General features: G+C 62.6%; 11 protein-coding genes and 1 pseudogene. 8 read left to right on the forward strand and 4 right to left on the reverse strand.

Translation table 11 applies throughout. The features are described 5' to 3' along the window. Positions 1–3: 3 nt before the first annotated feature. The 3 genes from B0G57_RS26335 (at position 4) to B0G57_RS26345 (ending at position 5,548) form a co-directional block, all read left to right on the forward strand. Positions 4–2,385, forward strand: coding sequence for an AsmA family protein (locus B0G57_RS26335; protein ID WP_018441664.1), 2,382 nt, complete (start codon positions 4–6; stop codon positions 2,383–2,385). Positions 2,386–2,448: 63 nt separating this feature from the next. Next, a complete protein-coding gene (locus tag B0G57_RS26340) occupies positions 2,449–4,041 on the forward strand; it encodes an ABC-F family ATPase (protein WP_026229844.1) in 1,593 nt (530 codons plus the stop codon). Positions 4,042–4,105: 64 nt separating this feature from the next. Continuing rightward, positions 4,106–5,548 carry an aldehyde dehydrogenase family protein gene (locus tag B0G57_RS26345; RefSeq protein ID WP_018441666.1) on the forward strand — a complete coding sequence of 481 codons (1,443 nt, stop codon included), beginning with the start codon at positions 4,106–4,108 and terminating at the stop codon, positions 5,546–5,548. Positions 5,549–5,679: 131 nt separating this feature from the next. On the opposite strand, the gene B0G57_RS26350 is transcribed toward B0G57_RS26345, so the two are convergent. Further along, positions 5,680–5,883 (reverse strand): DUF1289 domain-containing protein, encoded by a 204-nt coding sequence (locus tag B0G57_RS26350; protein ID WP_026229845.1) that lies wholly within the window; start codon positions 5,881–5,883, stop codon positions 5,680–5,682. A gap of 441 nt (positions 5,884–6,324) precedes the next feature. On the opposite strand from B0G57_RS26350, the gene B0G57_RS26355 reads away from it, so the two are divergent. The 5 genes and pseudogenes from B0G57_RS26355 to B0G57_RS26375 all read left to right on the forward strand — a co-directional run. Beyond that, complete coding sequence (locus tag B0G57_RS26355) at positions 6,325–7,419, forward strand: polyamine ABC transporter substrate-binding protein (protein ID WP_026229846.1); 1,095 nt, start codon at positions 6,325–6,327, stop codon at positions 7,417–7,419. Positions 7,420–7,540: 121 nt separating this feature from the next. Next, complete coding sequence (locus B0G57_RS26360; protein ID WP_018441669.1) at positions 7,541–8,704, forward strand: ABC transporter ATP-binding protein; 1,164 nt, start codon at positions 7,541–7,543, stop codon at positions 8,702–8,704. After that, positions 8,701–9,630 (forward strand): ABC transporter permease subunit, encoded by a 930-nt coding sequence (locus B0G57_RS26365; protein WP_018441670.1) that lies wholly within the window; start codon positions 8,701–8,703, stop codon positions 9,628–9,630. Before B0G57_RS26360 ends, B0G57_RS26365 begins: the two co-directional genes overlap by 4 nt. Next, complete coding sequence (locus B0G57_RS26370) at positions 9,630–10,448, forward strand: ABC transporter permease subunit (RefSeq protein WP_026229847.1); 819 nt, start codon at positions 9,630–9,632, stop codon at positions 10,446–10,448. The genes B0G57_RS26365 and B0G57_RS26370 overlap by 1 nt, the downstream gene beginning before the upstream one ends. A 471-nt stretch (positions 10,449–10,919) precedes the next feature. Continuing rightward, a pseudogene (locus B0G57_RS26375) lies at positions 10,920–11,030 on the forward strand (putrescine ABC transporter permease PotI); the annotation flags it as partial. 1,162 nt (positions 11,031–12,192) lie between these two features. Here the strand turns inward: B0G57_RS26375 and B0G57_RS26380 are convergent. The 3 genes from B0G57_RS26380 to B0G57_RS26390 are packed head-to-tail and all read right to left on the reverse strand — an operon-like array spanning position 12,193 to position 17,935. Then, positions 12,193–13,641: an efflux transporter outer membrane subunit gene (locus B0G57_RS26380; protein ID WP_018441673.1), complete on the reverse strand. Its 1,449-nt coding sequence runs from the start codon at positions 13,639–13,641 to the stop codon at positions 12,193–12,195. 2 nt (positions 13,642–13,643) lie between these two features. Continuing rightward, positions 13,644–16,856, reverse strand: a complete 3,213-nt coding sequence (locus B0G57_RS26385; RefSeq protein WP_018441674.1) for an efflux RND transporter permease subunit — start codon at positions 16,854–16,856, stop codon at positions 13,644–13,646. Beyond that, on the reverse strand, positions 16,853–17,935 hold the full coding sequence (locus B0G57_RS26390) for an efflux RND transporter periplasmic adaptor subunit (RefSeq protein ID WP_018441675.1): 1,083 nt from the start codon (positions 17,933–17,935) through the stop codon (positions 16,853–16,855). Before B0G57_RS26390 ends, B0G57_RS26385 begins: the two co-directional genes overlap by 4 nt. Positions 17,936–18,128 lie beyond the last annotated feature (193 nt).

An 18,128-nucleotide genomic window follows, 5' to 3' on the forward strand; every position in this document is an offset into this window, starting at 1 on the left:
TTTATGCCCGTTGAACGCACTCGCCGGTCCGTTCTCGGCACGATCGGCAAAATTCTCGCCTGGGTCATCGGCATCGACGTCATCCTCGTCGCGGCGCTGGCCGTTTTCGTCCTGACGTTCGACTGGAACCGGGCCCGGCCGTGGATCGACGACAAGGTATCGCAGGCGCTCGGGCGGCCGTTCGCGATCAACGGCGATCTGCGCATCGGCTGGGAGCGCCCGGTCGGCGAGAGCGGCTGGCGCGCCTGGGTGCCGTGGCCGCGATTTTCCGCCTATCGTGTGACGATCGGCAATCCATCATGGGCCAAGGCGCCGCAGTTCGCGACTTTCGACGAGATCACCTTCGACACGAAGGTTCTACCGCTCATCGCGCATACGATCGCGGTGCCGACGATCGACTTCGTCAATCCGTCGATCGATCTCGAGCGCCTCGCGGACGGGCGCGATAACTGGACGTTCCAATTCAAGCAGTCGCAGCAGCCGATGCATTGGTCCGTGGAACTCGGCACCCTGGGTTTCGCGAAGGGCACCATCACGCTTGCGGACGCGCTCAAAAAGATCGACATGCGGATCGGCGTCGATACGCTTGGACAGCCGATCCCGATTGGGGAGGTGCTCAAGCAGCAGGAATCGGCGTCGCGGCAAACGGCCGCGAACGTCGTGGGCAAGCGCGGCGCGCGCAAGCTCAGCAAGCAGGAAAAGGCAGCCTCGGGCACGAGAGCGGGCTCGGCGGCATCCGCGGGGGCCGGCGCGGCGGTTGCGCCATCGGTATCTGGCGCATCCGGCGCATCCGGCGCATCCAGTTCGGCGGGAATCCCGAACGCCTCCACCGCTTCCGGAGCCGCCGCCAGCTCGCCGTCCGCCGCCTCGAACCCTCGCGATCAGTACGCGCTGGGCTTCACGGCAAACGGCACCTATCGGTCGACGGCAGTGTCGGGTACGGGCAAGATCGGCAGCGTGCTCGAACTGCGCGACACGACCCGCCCGTTTCCGCTGCAGGCCGACGTCAAGATTGGAGACACGCGACTGGCGCTGGTCGGCACGCTCACGGACCCACTGCATCTGGCGGCGCTCGACATCCGGCTCTGGCTGCAAGGCGCAAGCGCCGCTCATCTTTATCCGATCCTCGGCGTGCCGCTGCCGGAGACCCCGCCCTATGCGACTGACGGGCACCTGGCCGGCAATCTCGGCACGAAAGACACCGTTCTGACCTACAGCGGCTTCACGGGCCGCGTGGGCGGCAGCGACCTCGAAGGCACGTTGACCTACGACAATCGAGGCGCGCGTCCGCTGCTGAAGGGCAATGTCGTTTCGAAGCTGCTGCGCTTCGAGGACCTGGCGCCGATCATCGGAGCCGACACCAATGCGAGCAAGGCCCATCGCGGCGAGGCGATCAAACAGCCGGCCGACAAGGCATTGCCCGTCGAGCCTTTCCGAACCGATCGCTGGCGTGCGGTCGATGCCGATGTGACGTTCACGGGCAAGCGCATCATCAAGAACCCGCAGTTGCCGTTCACGGACCTCTACACGCACGTCGTGATGAAGAATGGCAACCTGGCGCTCGTGCCGCTGCGTTTCGGCTTCGCGGGCGGATCGCTGGCCTCGGACATCCACCTCGACGGCGGGGCGGTGCCGCTCAAGGCGCGCATTTCGTTGTCCGCGCGGCATCTGAAGCTGAAGCAGTTGTTCCCTACGCAAAAGACGATGCAATCGGCCCTCGGCGAGCTGAACGGCGACGCCGCACTATCGGCGACGGGCAACTCGCCGGCAGCGATGGCGGCGACGCTCGATGGCGAGACGAAAGCACTCGTCACGCAGGGCAAGCTGAGCTTGCTGTTGATGGAAGCGGCGGGACTGAACGTGGCGAATGTCGTGTATCGGAAGCTCTTCGGCGACCAGAACATCAATATCCACTGCGGCGCGGCCGATTTCGTGGCAACGCACGGCGTGCTCGATACACGGACGTTCGCGCTCGACACCGACGATGCGCTCATCGCAATGAATGGCAACATCGATCTGCGCAACGAATCGATGAAACTGTCGATTCATCCTCAGACGAAAGGACTGCGCGTCTTTTCGCTGCGCTCGCCGCTCTACGTCAAGGGCACGTTCAAGCATCCGGACGTCGGCGTCAGCAAAGGTGCGCTTGCCCTGAGGGCCGGCGCGGCCGTCGCCCTCGGCCTCATCAATCCGTTCGCGGCGCTGATTCCGCTCATCGCGCCGAGTCATAGCAACCCTGCGCCTTGCGACGAGCTGATCGCCCGCATGCGCGAGGCGCCGAGCGAGCATCCGGCGGCAGCGACGCAATCCGACCGCCCGTCCGTGCCGGCAAGCGCGGCGGCGCCGGCCGAGAACGCGGGGGCGAACGCGAGTAAACACCGGTGAGCTTCACGAAAGCTTGGTAAAATTCCAGGTTTTTCGTCGAACGTCATTCCGAGGACTCGCGCCGTGCTGTCTACCGCCAACATCACCATGCAATTCGGGCCGAAGCCCCTTTTCGAGAACATCTCGGTCAAGTTCGGGGAAGGGAACCGGTACGGCCTCATCGGCGCGAACGGCTGCGGGAAATCGACGTTCATGAAGATTCTCGGCGGCGATCTCGAGCCGAGCGCGGGCACGGTCATGCTCGAGCCGAACGTGCGTCTCGGCAAGCTGCGGCAGGACCAGTTCGCTTACGAGGACGTGCGCGTGCTCGATGTCGTCATGATGGGGCACACGGAGATGTGGGCCGCGATGACCGAGCGCGACGCGATCTATGCGAATCCCGAGGCGACGGACGACGATTACATGCACGCCGCCGAGCTCGAGGCCAAGTTCGCCGAGTACGGCGGCTACACGGCCGAGGCGCGCGCGGGTGAACTGCTGCTCGGCATCGGCATCCACATCGACGACCACAACGGCCCAATGAGCAACATCGCGCCGGGCTGGAAGCTGCGCGTGCTGCTCGCGCAGGCGCTTTTCTCCAAGCCTGACGTGCTGCTGCTCGACGAGCCGACCAACAACCTCGACATCAATTCGATCCGCTGGCTCGAGAACGTGCTGAACGAGTACAACTCGACGATGATCATCATCTCGCACGATCGTCACTTCCTGAACCAGGTCTGCACGCACATGGCGGACATGGATTACGGCACGCTGAAGGTCTACCCGGGCAACTACGACGACTACATGCTCGCATCGACGCAGGCCCGTGAGCGCCAGGCCGCGGCGAATGCGAAGGCGAAGGAGCGTATTGCCGATCTGCAGGACTTCGTGCGCCGCTTCTCGGCGAACAAGTCGAAGGCACGCCAGGCGACGAGCCGCTTGAAGCAGATCGATAAGATCAAGATCGAGGAATTCAAGCCGTCGTCGCGGCAGAACCCGTTCATTCGCTTCGAGTACGAGAAGAAGCTCCATAACATCGCCGTGGTGGCCGACGGCATCACGAAGCGCTACGACCGCACGATTTTCGAGAATTTCAACCTCTCCGTGCAGCCGGGCGAGCGGATCGCGATCATCGGCGAAAACGGCGCGGGCAAGACGACGCTTTTGCGGTCGTTGTTCGGCAACCTCGCCGTCGATCGCGGTACGGTGAAGTGGGCCGAGAATGCGAACGTCGGCTATATGCCGCAAGACACCTACGAGGAGTTTCCCGACGACGTCACGCTGACCGACTGGATCGATGATTACCGCAAGGAGGGCGATGACGATCAGATGGTGCGCGGCACGCTCGGCCGCCTGCTGTTCAGCGGCGACGACATCAAGAAGTCGGTGAAGGTGCTGTCGGGCGGCGAGAAGGGCCGCATGATCTGGGGCAAGCTGATGCTCGGCCGCCACAACGTGCTGCTGATGGACGAGCCGACTAACCATATGGACATGGAGTCGATCGAATCGCTGCAGATCGCGCTCGACAAGTATGAAGGCACGCTGATCTTCGTTTCGCATGACCGCGAGTTCGTCAGCGGCCTGGCGAATCGCATCATCGAGGTCCGCACGGACGGGACGCTCGTCGACTTCGGCGGGAATTACGAGGATTTCCTCGCGAGTCAAGGGTTGCAGTAAGCCCGGAGCCAATCCGAGCCAGGTGAGTAGAATAAGCGGATCCAACCGAAGAGGCGGGGCCGCGATGAAAACGTACGCGCACCTTTACGTCGGCGGAAAATGGCTCGAGCCCGCCGGAAGCGGCACGATCGATGTGATCGATTCGGCCACCGAGGAGGTCATGGGCCGCATTCCCGAAGGGACGGCGGCCGATGCCGAAGCCGCCGTCGAAGCGGCCAAGCTCGCTTTCGATGGCTGGTCCGTCACGCCGCCCGAGACGCGCGCTGAGTATCTGCAGAAGATCGCCGAAGCCGTCAAGGCGCGAACCGAAGAGCTGACTCAGCTCATCTGCGGCGAAGTCGGCATGCCGATCAAGCTCACGCGCGCCATACAGGTCGGTTCCGCCGTCTACAACTGGAAGGCCTACGCCCGGCTCGCGCGCGAGTTTCCATTCGACGAGCGCGCCGACAATTCACTCGTCGTGCGCGAGCCCGTCGGTGTGGTCGCGGCTATCACGCCGTGGAACTATCCGCTCAATCAGATCACGCTGAAAGTGGCCCCCGCGCTGGCTGCCGGCTGCACCGTCGTGCTCAAACCTTCCGAAGTCGCCCCGCTCAATGCATTCGTCCTCGCGGAAGCCATCGAGGATGCCGGGTTGCCTGCGGGCGTCTTCAATATCGTCAGCGGCTATGGCCCCGTCGTCGGTGAGATCATGGCGAGCCATCCGTTCGTCGATATGGTTTCGTTCACGGGCTCGACGCGCGCAGGTAAGCGTGTCGCGGAGCTGGCCGCGGCCACGGTCAAGCGCGTCGCGCTCGAGCTCGGCGGTAAGTCGGCCTCGCTCATTCTCGATGATGCCGATTTCCCGATCGCCATCAAAAGCACGGTTGCGGCCTGCTATCTGAACTCGGGGCAGACCTGCTCCGCGCACACCCGGATGCTCGTGCCGGAATCGCGATACGACGAGGCCTGCGCGCTGGCGAAAGCCGCGGCCGAAGACTATGTGGCGGGAGACCCCCGCGACGAACGAACGCGGCTGGGCCCGCTGGCATCGGCCGCGCAACTTCAGCGGGTGTATGGCTATATCGAACGCGGCATCGCGGAAGGCGCCGAGCTCATTACCGGCGGCACGGGTATGCCCGATGGCATTTCGAAAGGTTTCTTCGTGAAGCCGACAGTGTTTGGCGGCGTTCATCCCAAGGCGACGATCGCTCAAGAGGAGATCTTCGGCCCTGTCCTGTCGATCTTGACGTATGAAGACGAGGGGGAGGCCGTTCGTATCGCCAACGATTCGCCCTACGGGCTCTCCGGCGCGGTCTGGGCCGGGGACGACGAGCAAGCGCTGCGCATAGCGCGCCGCATCCGGACTGGCCAAGTCGAGATCAACGGCGGGACCTGGAACATGGAAGCACCGTTCGGTGGCTTCAAACAATCGGGATATGGCCGCGAGAACGGTAAGTACGGCCTCGAGGAGTATCTCGAATACAAGTCGATGCAGTTCAAGCTCGTGAAGCCGGGCGGCCGATAGCGGGCGCCTTACGCGGCCTGCAGCGCTCGCTCGATGCATCGGGCAAAGCTGCCGGCCGCACGGCTCGGAGATACATCGACCACACGATTCGAACCAGCCGCCGTCGTCTGCCGCGGGCCCGAGCGGCGTATTTAAAGCTTGTCGTACTTGAACCGCACGGCCGTGCCTTCGCGTTCGATCCGCGACCAGACCGCGCGCTTTTCGTCGTCCGACATGAAGACCCAGTTCGAGACTTCCATCGCGGTCCGCCCGCAGCCTTTGCAGACGTCGTCGAAGAGCGTGGAGCACACGCCGATGCAGGGGCTGTCCGGGCGATCGTGGAGGTCTGAAGGCATTGAAAGGTCTGAGGCATGCGTGGGAGCCGTCATGTTAACCGATCCCGCCGTCGGCTCCCCTTCGGCGCTCAATCGTGCGGCGCGTCGACAGGCCCTCTATTGGTGCAACGGGAATCGACGTTGCTGCCCGGTTGCGCCTCGCCAACGCTTCCCCTCCGGATTTCGTCGCGACAAACTGGCCGAAAGGCCAAAAAGCTATTTTTTCAGCTAGACACCGGCGCATAACCGGCTAAAATTGCGCGCGATTTGAGGGAGCGAAGCGTGCCGGGCATGGCGACCGCTGTGCGGTTTGCGCGACAGCCGGGCTGGCCTGCTGGCGTTTTTTCGTTCGCCAGCCACAATTGGTGATAGGTTTCGAAGTTTTCGGAAGGGGCCGCGCGCGTGGCGCTGCGGTGTCGAGCGGGCAGACGGCCGGTACCGGCCGGCGGATCGGAGAACGGAATGGGAAAACGGGTAATGAGCGGGCTCGCGGCGCTCGCGCTGTTGGCGGCGCCGTGGGCGATGGCGAAGGACACGCAGCTGAACGTTTATAACTGGTCCGACTACATTGCCAAGGACACGATTCCGAACTTCACGAAAGAGACGGGCATTCAGGTCAAGTACGACAACTACGACAGCGACGATACGCTGCAAGCGAAGCTGCTGACGGGCAACTCGGGGTACGACATCGTCGTGCCGACGAGCAACTACGCGGGCAAGCAGATCCAGGCCGGCATTTTCTCGCCGCTCGACAAATCGAAGCTGCCGAACCTCAAGTATCTCGATCCGCAACTGATGGCGCTCGTTGCCGGTGCCGATCCAGGCAACAAGTATGTCGTGCCTTGGGCATGGGGCACGACGGGCCTCGGCTACAACGTGACGAAGGTCAAGCAGATCCTCGGCCCGAAAGCCGCGCTCGATAGCTGGGACATTCTCTTCAAGCCGGAAAACATCTCGAAGTTGAAAGCCTGCGGCGTCTCGGTGCTCGACGCGCCGGACCAGATGTTCGCGGCGGCGCTCCATTACATCGGGAAGGATCCGTACACGACGAACCCGGCCGATTACCAGGCCGCGCTCGCGATGTTGAAGAAGATCCGCCCCTATATCACGCAGTTCAATTCGTCGGGCTATATCAACGATATGGTCGGCGGCGACATCTGCTTCGCCTACGGCTGGTCCGGCGACGTCGTGATCGCCAAGCATCGCGCAATGGAAGCGAAGAAAGCGTACGAGATCGAGTACTACATCCCGAAGGGCGGGGCGCCTGTCTGGTTCGACGTGATGGCGATACCGAAGGACGCGGCGCATAAGGACGCCGCGCACGAGTGGATCAACTACATTGAGACGCCGCAAGTCAACGCCGCGATCACCGATGCCGTCTATTACCCGACGGCGAATGCCGAGGCCAAGAAATACGTGAAGCCGGACATCGCGAAGGATCCCGCCGTCTACCCGCCGCCGGACGTCGTCAAGACGCTGTTCCTGCTGAAGCCGCTGCCGGTCGATATCCAGCGGCTGCAAACGCGGCTCTGGACCGAATTCAAGACGGGTCGCTGATTAGCCGATAGCACGCGATGGAACGAGCGAACGCCGACACGACACCCTATCGGAGTCGGCAGCCCTCGTAATTGAGCCCCCGGAACCCAGCCGGGGGCTTTGTACGTCAAACGATGGAGTCATGCAGGAGATGAGCGATCAGTCGGTCCGGCAGGCGGCGACCGCCGCGCGTCCCACGTCGACAGTTCCGGCGTCGGCCGAGAACTTCGTCCAGATCGTGGACGTGGTGAAGAAATTCGGCGAAACGGTCGCCGTCCGCAACGTCAGCTTATCGGTGGCGAAGGGCGAGCTCTTCGCGCTTCTGGGCAGCTCTGGCTGCGGCAAGTCCACCTTGCTGCGCATGCTCGCCGGATTGGAGGCGATTACGTCGGGCAAAATCCTGATCGACGGCGAGGACCTGGCCCAGATGCCGCCGTACCGGCGCCCGGTCAATATGATGTTCCAGTCCTACGCGCTTTTCCCGCATATGACCGTCGAGGCGAACGTCGCATTCGGGCTGAAGCAGGAGGGCGTGGCGAAGGCCGAGCTCAAGGAGCGCGTACAGGATGCGCTCGAACTCGTTCAGATGACGCGTTTCGCCAAGCGCAAGCCGCATCAGCTTTCGGGCGGGCAACAGCAGCGTGTCGCGCTCGCCCGCTCGCTCGTCAAGCGGCCGAAGCTGCTCCTGCTCGACGAGCCGATGTCCGCGCTCGACAAGCAGATTCGCCAGCGCACGCAAATCGAGCTCGTCAATATTCTCGATCGCGTCGGCGTCACCTGCATCATGGTTACGCACGATCAGGAAGAGGCGATGACGATGGCGAGCCGGCTCGCCGTCATGAGTGAGGGGCAAATCATCCAGCTCGGCACGCCTAACCAAGTCTACGAATATCCGAACACGCGATTCTCGGCCGAGTTCATCGGCTCGACGAACCTTTTCGACGGCCATGTCGTCGAGGATGAACCCGATCATATTTTCGTCGAAACGGACGAGCTGCCCTGCAGGCTCTACGTCAACCACGGCATCACGGGGCCGCTCGGGATGCCGGTCACGATTTCCGTGCGGCCAGAACGCATCGCGCTCACGCGCAAACCGCCCGAGGGTGCTTACAACTGGGGGCGCGGCACAGTCGCCAACATCGCGTATCTGGGCGGCTATTCGCTCTATCACGTGAGGCTCGATTCGGGTAAGACCGTGATCGCGAACGTCTCGAGCCTTGCGCTTTCCGAAATCGAATCGCCGCAATTGAACGATGAGATCTATGTGCGCTGGAGCGCATCCGCCGGCGTGGTGCTGACCGCATGAAACAGATGATGATCTCGTTCGCCGCGTGGCCCGCGCGGCGCTTCAGGCTGACAGGCAATACGGCCGTCATCGCCGGCCCGTTCATCTGGTTGCTCCTGTTCTTCTTCGTGCCGTTCCTGCTCGTCGTCAAGATCAGTTTCGCGGAGTTGCAGCTCGGCATCCCGCCTTATACCGAGCTCGTCAGCATCAAGGAGGGCGTAGTCCAGATTTCGCTCAATCTCGCGCACTATGCGTTCTTGCTGAGCGACAGCCTTTACTTCGCGACCTACGTCAACTCGCTCATCGTCGCGGCCGTGACGACGCTGCTCTGCCTGCTGCTCGGCTATCCGATGGCCTACTATATCGCGCGCTCGAGCCCCGGTTCGCGGAACATTTTGATGATGGCCGTGATGCTGCCGTTCTGGACTTCGTTCCTGATTCGCGTGTACGCGTGGATCGGGATTTTGAAGAACAACGGGCTGCTCAACAATTTCCTGATGGCGATCGGCCTCATTCACGCGCCGATCGAGCTCTATCGCACGAACACCGCGGTCTATATCGGGATGGTCTATTCGTATTTGCCGTTTCTCGTCATGCCGCTTTACGCGCACCTCGTGAAGATGGACTTGACGTTGCTGGAGGCCGCCTACGATCTCGGCGCGAAGCCGTGGAAGGCTTTCGTGCAGATTACGCTGCCGCTTTCGAGGAACGGCATTATCGCGGGGTGTCTGCTCGTGTTCATTCCCGCTGTCGGCGAGTACGTGATTCCTGAGCTGCTCGGCGGTGCGAATACGCTGATGATCGGCCGCGTCATGTGGAACGAGTTCTTCAACAACGCCGACTGGCCGATGGCGTCCGCCGTGACCTGCGCGATGGTGATACTGCTGCTCGTGCCGATGGCGCTCTTTCAGCACCAACAAGCCAAACAACTCGAAGCGCGCCGATGATCAAACCGAACCGCACGTTGCAGCTGATCGCGCTCGGCATCGGCTTCGCGTTTCTCTACATTCCGATCCTGAGCCTCGTCGTCTACTCGTTCAACGAGTCGCAGCTCGTCACGGTTTGGACGCGCTTTTCGACGCGCTGGTACGCCGCGCTTGCTCAGGACGACGAGCTCATCACGTCCTTCTGGCTGTCGCTGCGTATCGCGCTCGCGACGGCGTTCGCTTCGGTGGTCATCGGCACCTGGGCCGGTTTCGTTCTCGCGCGCATGGGACGTTTCCGGGGATTCACGCTTTTCACAGGGATGATCAACGCGCCGCTCGTCATTCCCGAGGTGATTCAGGGCATTTCGTTGCTGCTGCTCTTCATCGAGATGGGCAAATGGCTCGGCTGGCCGGAGGGAAGGGGATTCACGACGATCTGGATCGGGCACGTCATGCTTTGCATGTCGTACGTGGCCATCATCGTTCAGTCGCGCGTGCGCGATCTGAATCCGTCGCTCGAAGAAGCGGCGCTCGATCTCGGGGCGACGCCGTTGAAGGTCTTCTTTGCGATCACGTTGCCGCTCATCTCTCAAGCGCTGATGGCGGGGTGGCTGCTGTCGTTCACGCTGTCGATCGACGATCTTGTGCTCTCCGCGTTTCTTTCCGGGCCAGGGTCGACGACGCTGCCGCTCGTGGTTTTCTCGCGCGTGAGGCTCGGGCTCAATCCCGAGATGAATGCGCTCGCGACGCTTTTCATCGCCGTTGTGACGGTCGGTGTCGTCGTGATCAACTACTTCATGCTTAGGGCGGAGAAGAGGAGGTTGGCGGGCGTGGCTTGAGGCCGACCGAAGGAATCAGATTGCGATATTCGACCTCTGGGGTCAACTCGTCATCCGGGTTACGCTTTCGTGGCATTTGGGGATTATGGTGTTTCGTTGAAGGCGTACCGCTGCGCCGGCTGATATGTCGCCGTGGTGGACGTCTCGTCAAACGCCGTCCTCGACGCCATACCATGATGTCTTCTCTTGCTTGGCGCTCTTTTAAGACTACGCATCATATTCGTCTGCGGCGGCAAATGAGGTCGATTGCAAGGGCTACGTTGAAGCGCGAGGCCAGTTCTTTCGCTCACCCAGATGCAAAATCGTACACGCGAACACGCATTGGAATTGAGCCGATGCCGGTGAACAGAAAATGCGGCTTTGGAATAAAGCAAGAAAGCCTCATGCGAGTATAGACCTTGCATGGAGGATGTCTATTGTGCAAAATCGCGGTTTATCGATCATAATCGACCGACTTCCCAAATATTAGAAATCCGTCACGCTCTGACGGCAGGGTGGCTGCTATCGTTCACGCTGTCGATCGACGGTCTCTTGCTGTCCGCGTTTCTTTCCGGGCCAGGGTCGACGACGCCGCCGCGCGTCGGCGCGTGGCGGATTAATTCCTTGTCCCATAACTTTGCCAGGAGAAAGGGGATCGGGTCGTCTTCCTTTTTTGCCCGTGCTCTAATTCTTTCATAACGGGTGCGCCTGTCAGGCACTTCTTTATACCGCGCTGGTGAGAGCCCCCATGCTCCCCAAACTTCAACAATATTTTCTGGAGGAATGCGGTCCCTAATAATCACTTCCTGCGATCCCTTTGCAAAGTTTACGGCCGGCTGTCCCTGTTTCTCGCGAAATACTTCCATCCGGCCTTCGGGGGTTGTAAGGTCAAAGTTTTCCTGTCCTGTCGGCTTCGAAATCTTCACTAGCAAGCCGGCGGAATCATCCGACTTCTCGCGGAGAAGCCAAGCGGCCACCTTTTTGCTTCGAGACGTTGAAACCCAGTCGGTCTGAAAGTTTGGTTTGCTTCCATTCCTAACATGAGCTGCGGGGTTGGCTCTTACACCAGGGTTGCGCGCGTACAATCCAGTTCTTATTTCATTATATCTGACAAGATCTGAGATTAAACGATCGGATCCGTCGGGTCTAAGTGCTCTGTATACGTACTCGGGTTCTTCATTATCCGAGTATCCACTTGACTCTTTATGGACATTGCGAACGCGAGGCTGTCGGGGAGCGGACAAGCCTCTCTTAGGCCGTTTAGCTGGAGTTGCGGATTCCGAACTATCAGCCTCAGGCCTCCGACGGTCTGCTACGGGAGAAGCGGGCCCTACCTCTTCGTTGCCTAAGCGCTGCAGAGGAAAACTGGCCAAACGAGGCGGGTAATGGAGGTTGAGGTACTCGAGCTCCCTCAATTGCAGCAAAAGGCTTGCGGTATCTCCGACTACGCCGGCTCCATCAATACCCCTTCGGACTGCAGCGATGCTTTTGCGACGAAATGTGTGCGTCATGGTTCTACCTGTCCAGAAGCGGCAGCGTTAGCAAGGTGCTCATTTAGACCATTATAGGCGGTCATCCAATACGCAAGTCGTTAAAATTTCACGCTTTGTGCGCAGATTTTCCAATTTTTGAGAAAACGAAACGATTCTTTTGGCGATATGCTGCTGCGATAGCAGGACGACTTCCGTGCAGTGACAACAAGCCCGCACAAATGTCGCGGCAGGGCCGGCGGGCTTCCTAATCGCTGGCTTTGCGATATTCCCAGTCAGGGATTTTTTTGGGCCGGCATCCCTCCCATGGCCTGAAAAAGCGCCGCCGTATTGGCGAATTGGACACCCCTAGCGCGGACTGTGTCGAGTTGGGCGCTCAGGTAAGCCTGTTCGCTGGACCGCACCGCAGATGGTGGCAAAGCGCCTACCCGCCGGCGTGCCGCCGCCTCGTAGGACGCTGTGCGAGCGGTTCGTGCCGCCGCGTCCAAGGACGCGAGCGCGTCGGCGTTGTGTTCGAGCGCTGCTAGGGTATCAGCGACATTCTCGAATGCCGACAGGACCGTTGCCTTGTACTCTGACGCTGCAGCGTCGTAGCTATCGATTGCAGCTCGCCGTTGCGCTCGCAACGCGCCACCATGAAAAATGGGCTGTGAGAGCCCCGCGCCGAGGCTCCATATTGCGCCCGCCCCGGAAACGGCAGCCGGCCAGTTGAACCCGGCCTGGCCCATCGAGGCCGTCAGCGAAAGACTCGGGAACAGCTGCGCCGTAGCTGCGCCCACCTCCGCGGCAGTCTCCTTCACAAGGGCCTCCGCTGCGCGAATGTCAGGGCGCGTGCGCAAGAGTTCGGAAGGGATGACGACGGGCAAGTGCTCCGGAAGCGCCAGGCTTGCCAAGTCGGGAACCGCAGGAGCCGCGTCGGGCGTGCGTCCGATCAGCACCGCAAGGGCATGGACGGCCGTCGCACGCTGCTGCCGCAAGCCGGCGAGCGTTGCCGCGATGGCATACGCGTTTTGCCGGGACGCCAGTGCCTGCGCGTGGGCCGCGGCGCCTAGTGTGTAGCGTCGCTCGTCCTCATTGGCGGTTTCGTTCGCCAGCGCAACCAGTCGCTCGGTAATCGCGATCTGTCGGTTGAGCGTCGCCGCATTGATCACCGCGCCGACGATATTGGCGGCCAGCGCTCGCCGTGCCGCCTCGAGTTGGAACGCCTGTTGGTCGATACGCGCGCCGAGCGCCGCATTGGCGTAGCGCACGGCACCGAACAGGTCGAACGTGTAGTGCGCCTCGATCTGACCGACGAATACGTCGTAGGTCACCGTGTTGGGGCCCGCCGCGGGTATGCCGAGGTAGCGCTCGCGCGTGGCTTGTCCGGCGGCGTCGATCGTGGGCAGCAGCGACGAGCCGATCTGCGCTCGCAATTGCTCATGCGCTGCGGCCAGCGACTTCTCGGTTGCGGCCAACGTCGGGCTCGAGCGCAAACCCTCCTCAACGAGCGCATCGAGGGCCTCCGAGCGATAAAGGCGCCACCATTGCGGCACGGGCTCGGCGCCGATGTCGAACTGTTGCGCGACACCTCCCGCCGTGGCTGTCCGCGCCGGTTGAGGCCCAGCGCCATAGTGCGCGGGCGAGGGCATGGCCGGCGGATCGCCGCTCGGGCCGAACGAACAGGCGGCGACAACGAATGCCGCGCTGGCCGTAAGGGTGAACGTAGAGTGCACGAGCCTCATGATCAATTCTCCGCGTGCTCTGGCTCAGCCGGCAGCGCATCGCGCTCGTCGCGCCGTACCTTGAAGGAAGCTGCATAGAGCGCCGGCAGATAGAAAAGTGTCAGCACGGTGGCGCTCGTGATGCCGCCCATCAGGGCAGTGGCCATCGGACCGAAGAAGTTCGAGCGCAAGAGCGGAATCAGCGCGAGCACCGCGGCGGCGGCTGTCAGCGTGATCGGCCGAAAACGCCGGGCCGTCGCACCGACGATTGCGCTGAAGCGCTTCTGGCCCGCCGCGATGTCCTGCTCGATCTGATCGACGAGAATCACCGAGTTGCGCATGATGATGCCGAACATGGAGATCACGCCGAGCATCGCGACGAAGCCGAACGGCTTGCCGAAGAGCAAAAGCGTAGCGACGACGCCGATCAGCCCGAGCGGCGCGGTCAGCACGACCATCAGCACCCGCGAGAAGCTTTGCAGTTGGATCATCAGCAGCGTGAAGACCGCGATCAGCATGAGCGGCATTTGCGCGTTGATCGACGTCTGCCCCTTTGCGCTTTCTTCGACGGAGCCGCCGACTTCGATCCGATAGCCGAGCGGCAGTTGCGCTCGCTCTGAAGCGAGCGTGCGATCGAGGTCGTGCGTCACGTCGATGCCTTGCGCGTTGCCCCGTACGTCGGCCTGCACGGTAATCGTCGGCTGACGGTCGCGCTCCCAGACCACGCCGTACTCGAGACCGTTGCGCAGATGCCCGAGCGCGCCGAGCGGCACCGGCCCGTTCGGAGTTGGCATTGCCAGGTTCATGAGACGCGCCGGGTCGGCGCGCTCGCGTTCGGGCGCGCGCAGATCGACATTGATCAGTTTGTCACGCTCGCGATATTGCGTGACCGTGTACCCCGACAGCGTCATTGCGATGAAGCTTGCGACATCTTGGGAGGTCACGCCGAGCTGGCGCGCGTTCACCTGATCGATCTCGAACGATAGCGAGCGCTCGGCCGGCTCGTCCCAATCGAACTGAACGTTGCGCGTGCGCGTATCGGCGCGCATCGTCGCCGCAACCTTCTCGGCGATCGCGCGCACGGTGCCGATATCGTCACCGCTTACCCGAAACTGGACCGGAAAACCGACGGGCGGGCCGTTTTCGAGCCGCGACAGCCGTGTCCGCACGGTCGGGAAATCGTTCTCCAGGGTGGTATCGAGCCAGCGCGCCAGCTTGTCGCGGTCTTCGACGGTTTTTGCCGTGACGACAAACTGCGCAAAGTTGGGTTGCTGCAACTGCTGGTCGAGCGGCAAATAGAAGCGAGGCGCGCCGGTGCCGACGAAGTCGACGAAATGGTCGATTTCGGGCCGGCCGTCGAGCGTCTTTTCGAGGCGCTTGGCTTCGCGCAACGTCGCGTCGAAAGAGGCGCCCTCGGGCAGTCGCACGTCGATGAGCAACTCGGGCCGGTCGGAGCTCGGGAAGAACTGCTGGGGCACGAGCGCGAAGCCCGCCAAGGCCACGATGAAGAGCGCGGCCGTGATGGCGAGCACGATCCATCGACGCTCGACGCACCAGGAGATCCACGTCGACAACCGCCGATAAAACCGAGTGTCGTAAATGTCCACCTCGTGTTCCGCATCGTGCTGGTGCGGTTGTGTCGAGCCCGTAGCGCGCTGCTTCGCGTGCTTGTGCTCGGGCAACAAGTGATAGCCGAGCAGCGGGATCAGCACGACGGCGGCGAACCACGAAGCGATCAACGCGATCGCCGATACCTCGAAGATCGAGCGCGTGTACTCTCCGGTGCTCGATTTCGCGAGCGCAATCGGCAGGAAGCCGGAGACGGTCACGAGCGTGCCGGTCAGCATCGGAAACGCCGTGCTCGTATAGGCGAAAGCGGCGGCGCGGGTGCGTTTCCAGCCCTGTTCGAGCTTCACTGCCATCATCTCGACGGCGATGATCGCATCGTCGACGAGTAGCCCGAGCGCGAGCACGAGCGTGCCGAGCGATACCTTGTGCAACCCGATGCCAAACAGGTACATGCAAAGCGCAGTGACGGCGAGCACGATCGGAATCGAGATGACGACGACCATCCCCGTCCGCACCCCGAGCGAGATGAGGCTCACGACGAGCACGATTGCGACCGCTTCGCCGACGGCTTCGAGAAAGTCGTCGACCGAGTGCGCGACGGCGTGCGGCATGCTCGACACCTCGGTCAGCTTGAGACCGGCCGGCAGATGCGCGCGCAGCTCCACACACTGCGCGTCGAGCGCCCGGCCGAGCCGGATTACGTCGCCGCCCGGCTGCATCGTCACGCCGATGCCGAGCACGGCCTGGCCATCGGCACGCATTTGCGTCACGAGCGGGTCATCGTAGCCGCGCTTGATCGTCGCGATATCGCCGAGCCGGAACGTCCGATGGTTGATGCTGATCAGCATGTCGGCGAGCGCGCGCACGTCGCCGAACTGACCGCTCGGCCGGACGAACACGCGATCGTCGGCTGTCGTCACGGTGCCGGCCGAGGCGACGGCGTTTTGCGCGTTGATCGCCTGAGCCAGCTCGGTTGGCGATATGGAAAGCCGCGTCAGCTCTGCGTTCGAGATTTCGATGTAGACGTGCTGGTCGGGATCGCCGAAATAGTCGACCTTGGCGACGCCGGGCACGCGCAACAGCACCGTGCGCAACTGATCGGCGTAGTCGTGAAGCTGAGCGGGCGAAAAGCCATCGCCTTCGAGCGTGTAGATATTGGTGTAGACATCGCCGAATTCGTCGTTGAAAAACGGCCCGATCGTGCCCGGTGGCAGCGCCGAAGCGATATCGCCGACCTTTTTTCGCACCTGATACCACGTCTCCTGCACATCGGCTACGGGCGCCGAATCTTTCATGTTGAAGAAGATCATCGATTCGCCGGGCCGCGAGTAGCTGCGCAGGAAGTCGATATGCGGCGTTTCCTGCAGCTTTCGGCCGATCCGGTCGGTGATCTGCTCCTGGACTTGTCGCGCCGTCGCGCCGGGCCACAGAGTGCGGACCACCATCACGCGGAATGTGAAGGGTGGATCCTCGGATTGGCCTAGCCGCGTGTAAGCGAGGATGCCGGCCAATGTGGCGAGCGCGATCAGAAAGACGACGAGTGCCTGATGTCGCAGCGCCCATGCGGAAAGGTTGAAACGGTCCTCGCTTTGAGCGGCCGGCTTCAACGAGGCGCCGCGCCGCCCGGCATTCTCATCGTGCGCGTGGCCGTGCTCCGCCGCGCTCATGATCCGATGTCCTCGGGATGAAGCGGCGCGACCGCGCGCACGTGCTCGCCGGCACTGACCGTGTGCACGCCTTGAAGCACCACGCGTTCGCCGTCGTGCAAGCCGCCCGAGATCGAGATCGTGCGCTCGTCGTAGCGCACAACGGTGACGGGGCGCAGCTCCAGCCTGTCGGCGCCTGCGCCCACGACCCACACGGCCGGCCGCTGTCCGTCGTGGAAGAGCGCCGTCGCCGGCAATGTGAAGACGTGTTCTGACGCTTCATCGACGGAATCGAACGCAACGACGGCCGTCATCCCGAGACGCAGGGCGGCATCGGCCGCCTGCAACGTGAGTTTGACCCGATAGGTGCGGCTTTGCGGGTCGGCTAAGGGCGATACCTCGCGTACGCGCGCGGGGAACGTCTTTCCCGGTAGCGCGGGCAGTGCGACCTTGGCGGGGCGGCCGACCGCCAGCGCCGAAAGGATGCGTTCCGGTGCGTCGCAAACGGCGTCGACATCGCCGCTCCAAGCGAGGTTATAGACGGCTTGACCTGCCGTGACGTTCTGGCCGGTGTCTGCGTTTTCCTCGGTGACGACGCCGGCATGATCCGCCGTCAGCGTCGTGTAGGCGAGCTGGTCGGCGGCCAGGGCGAGTTGCGCCCGCGCCGAATCGCGCTGCGCAAGCGCCGATGCGTAGGCGTCCTGAGTTTGCTCCCACTGCGTCGGCGCGATCAGGTTTTCCTGCGCCTGCGCGCGGTCGCGGTCGAGCTGCTGCTTTGCGTAGACGAGGCGGTGTTCGGCGGCATCGAGTTGTGCCTGTGCGCTTGCGACGTTCTTGCGAGCGTCGGCTGCATCGAGCCGCGCAACGACCTGGCCTGCCTTCACGCTATCGCCGAGCCGCACGAGCCGATCGACGATCTTGCCCGCGACGCGGAATGAAAGCACGTTGCTATAGCGCGCCTCGATCTGGCACGGCAGCGACGCGGCGGGCGGGCGGCCGTCGGGGTGCACGGCGAGCGCGACGACGGGTTTCGGCGCCGGCGCGGCGGCTTCGCGCGGATGACAGGCGCTCAACGTCAAAGCCGCGCAGACGGCGAGCATGGTGCCGGCTCTAAGCCGCTTGCGTTCGCTCGCCGAAGCAGCGACGCAAGCGCGCCTGCGCGGCGCATTCGACGGATGGGTTCTGACACGACTCACGATGCCTGCCTTGTGAAGTGACGATCGTAGGGAGGTAGGAAACGGCGCCGAGGACACCGCGAGACGCGGCGCACCGCTCGTACGCGACCAACATAGC

The organism is Trinickia symbiotica, assembly GCF_002934455.1.
Taxonomy (GTDB): Bacteria; Pseudomonadota; Gammaproteobacteria; order Burkholderiales; family Burkholderiaceae; genus Trinickia; species Trinickia symbiotica.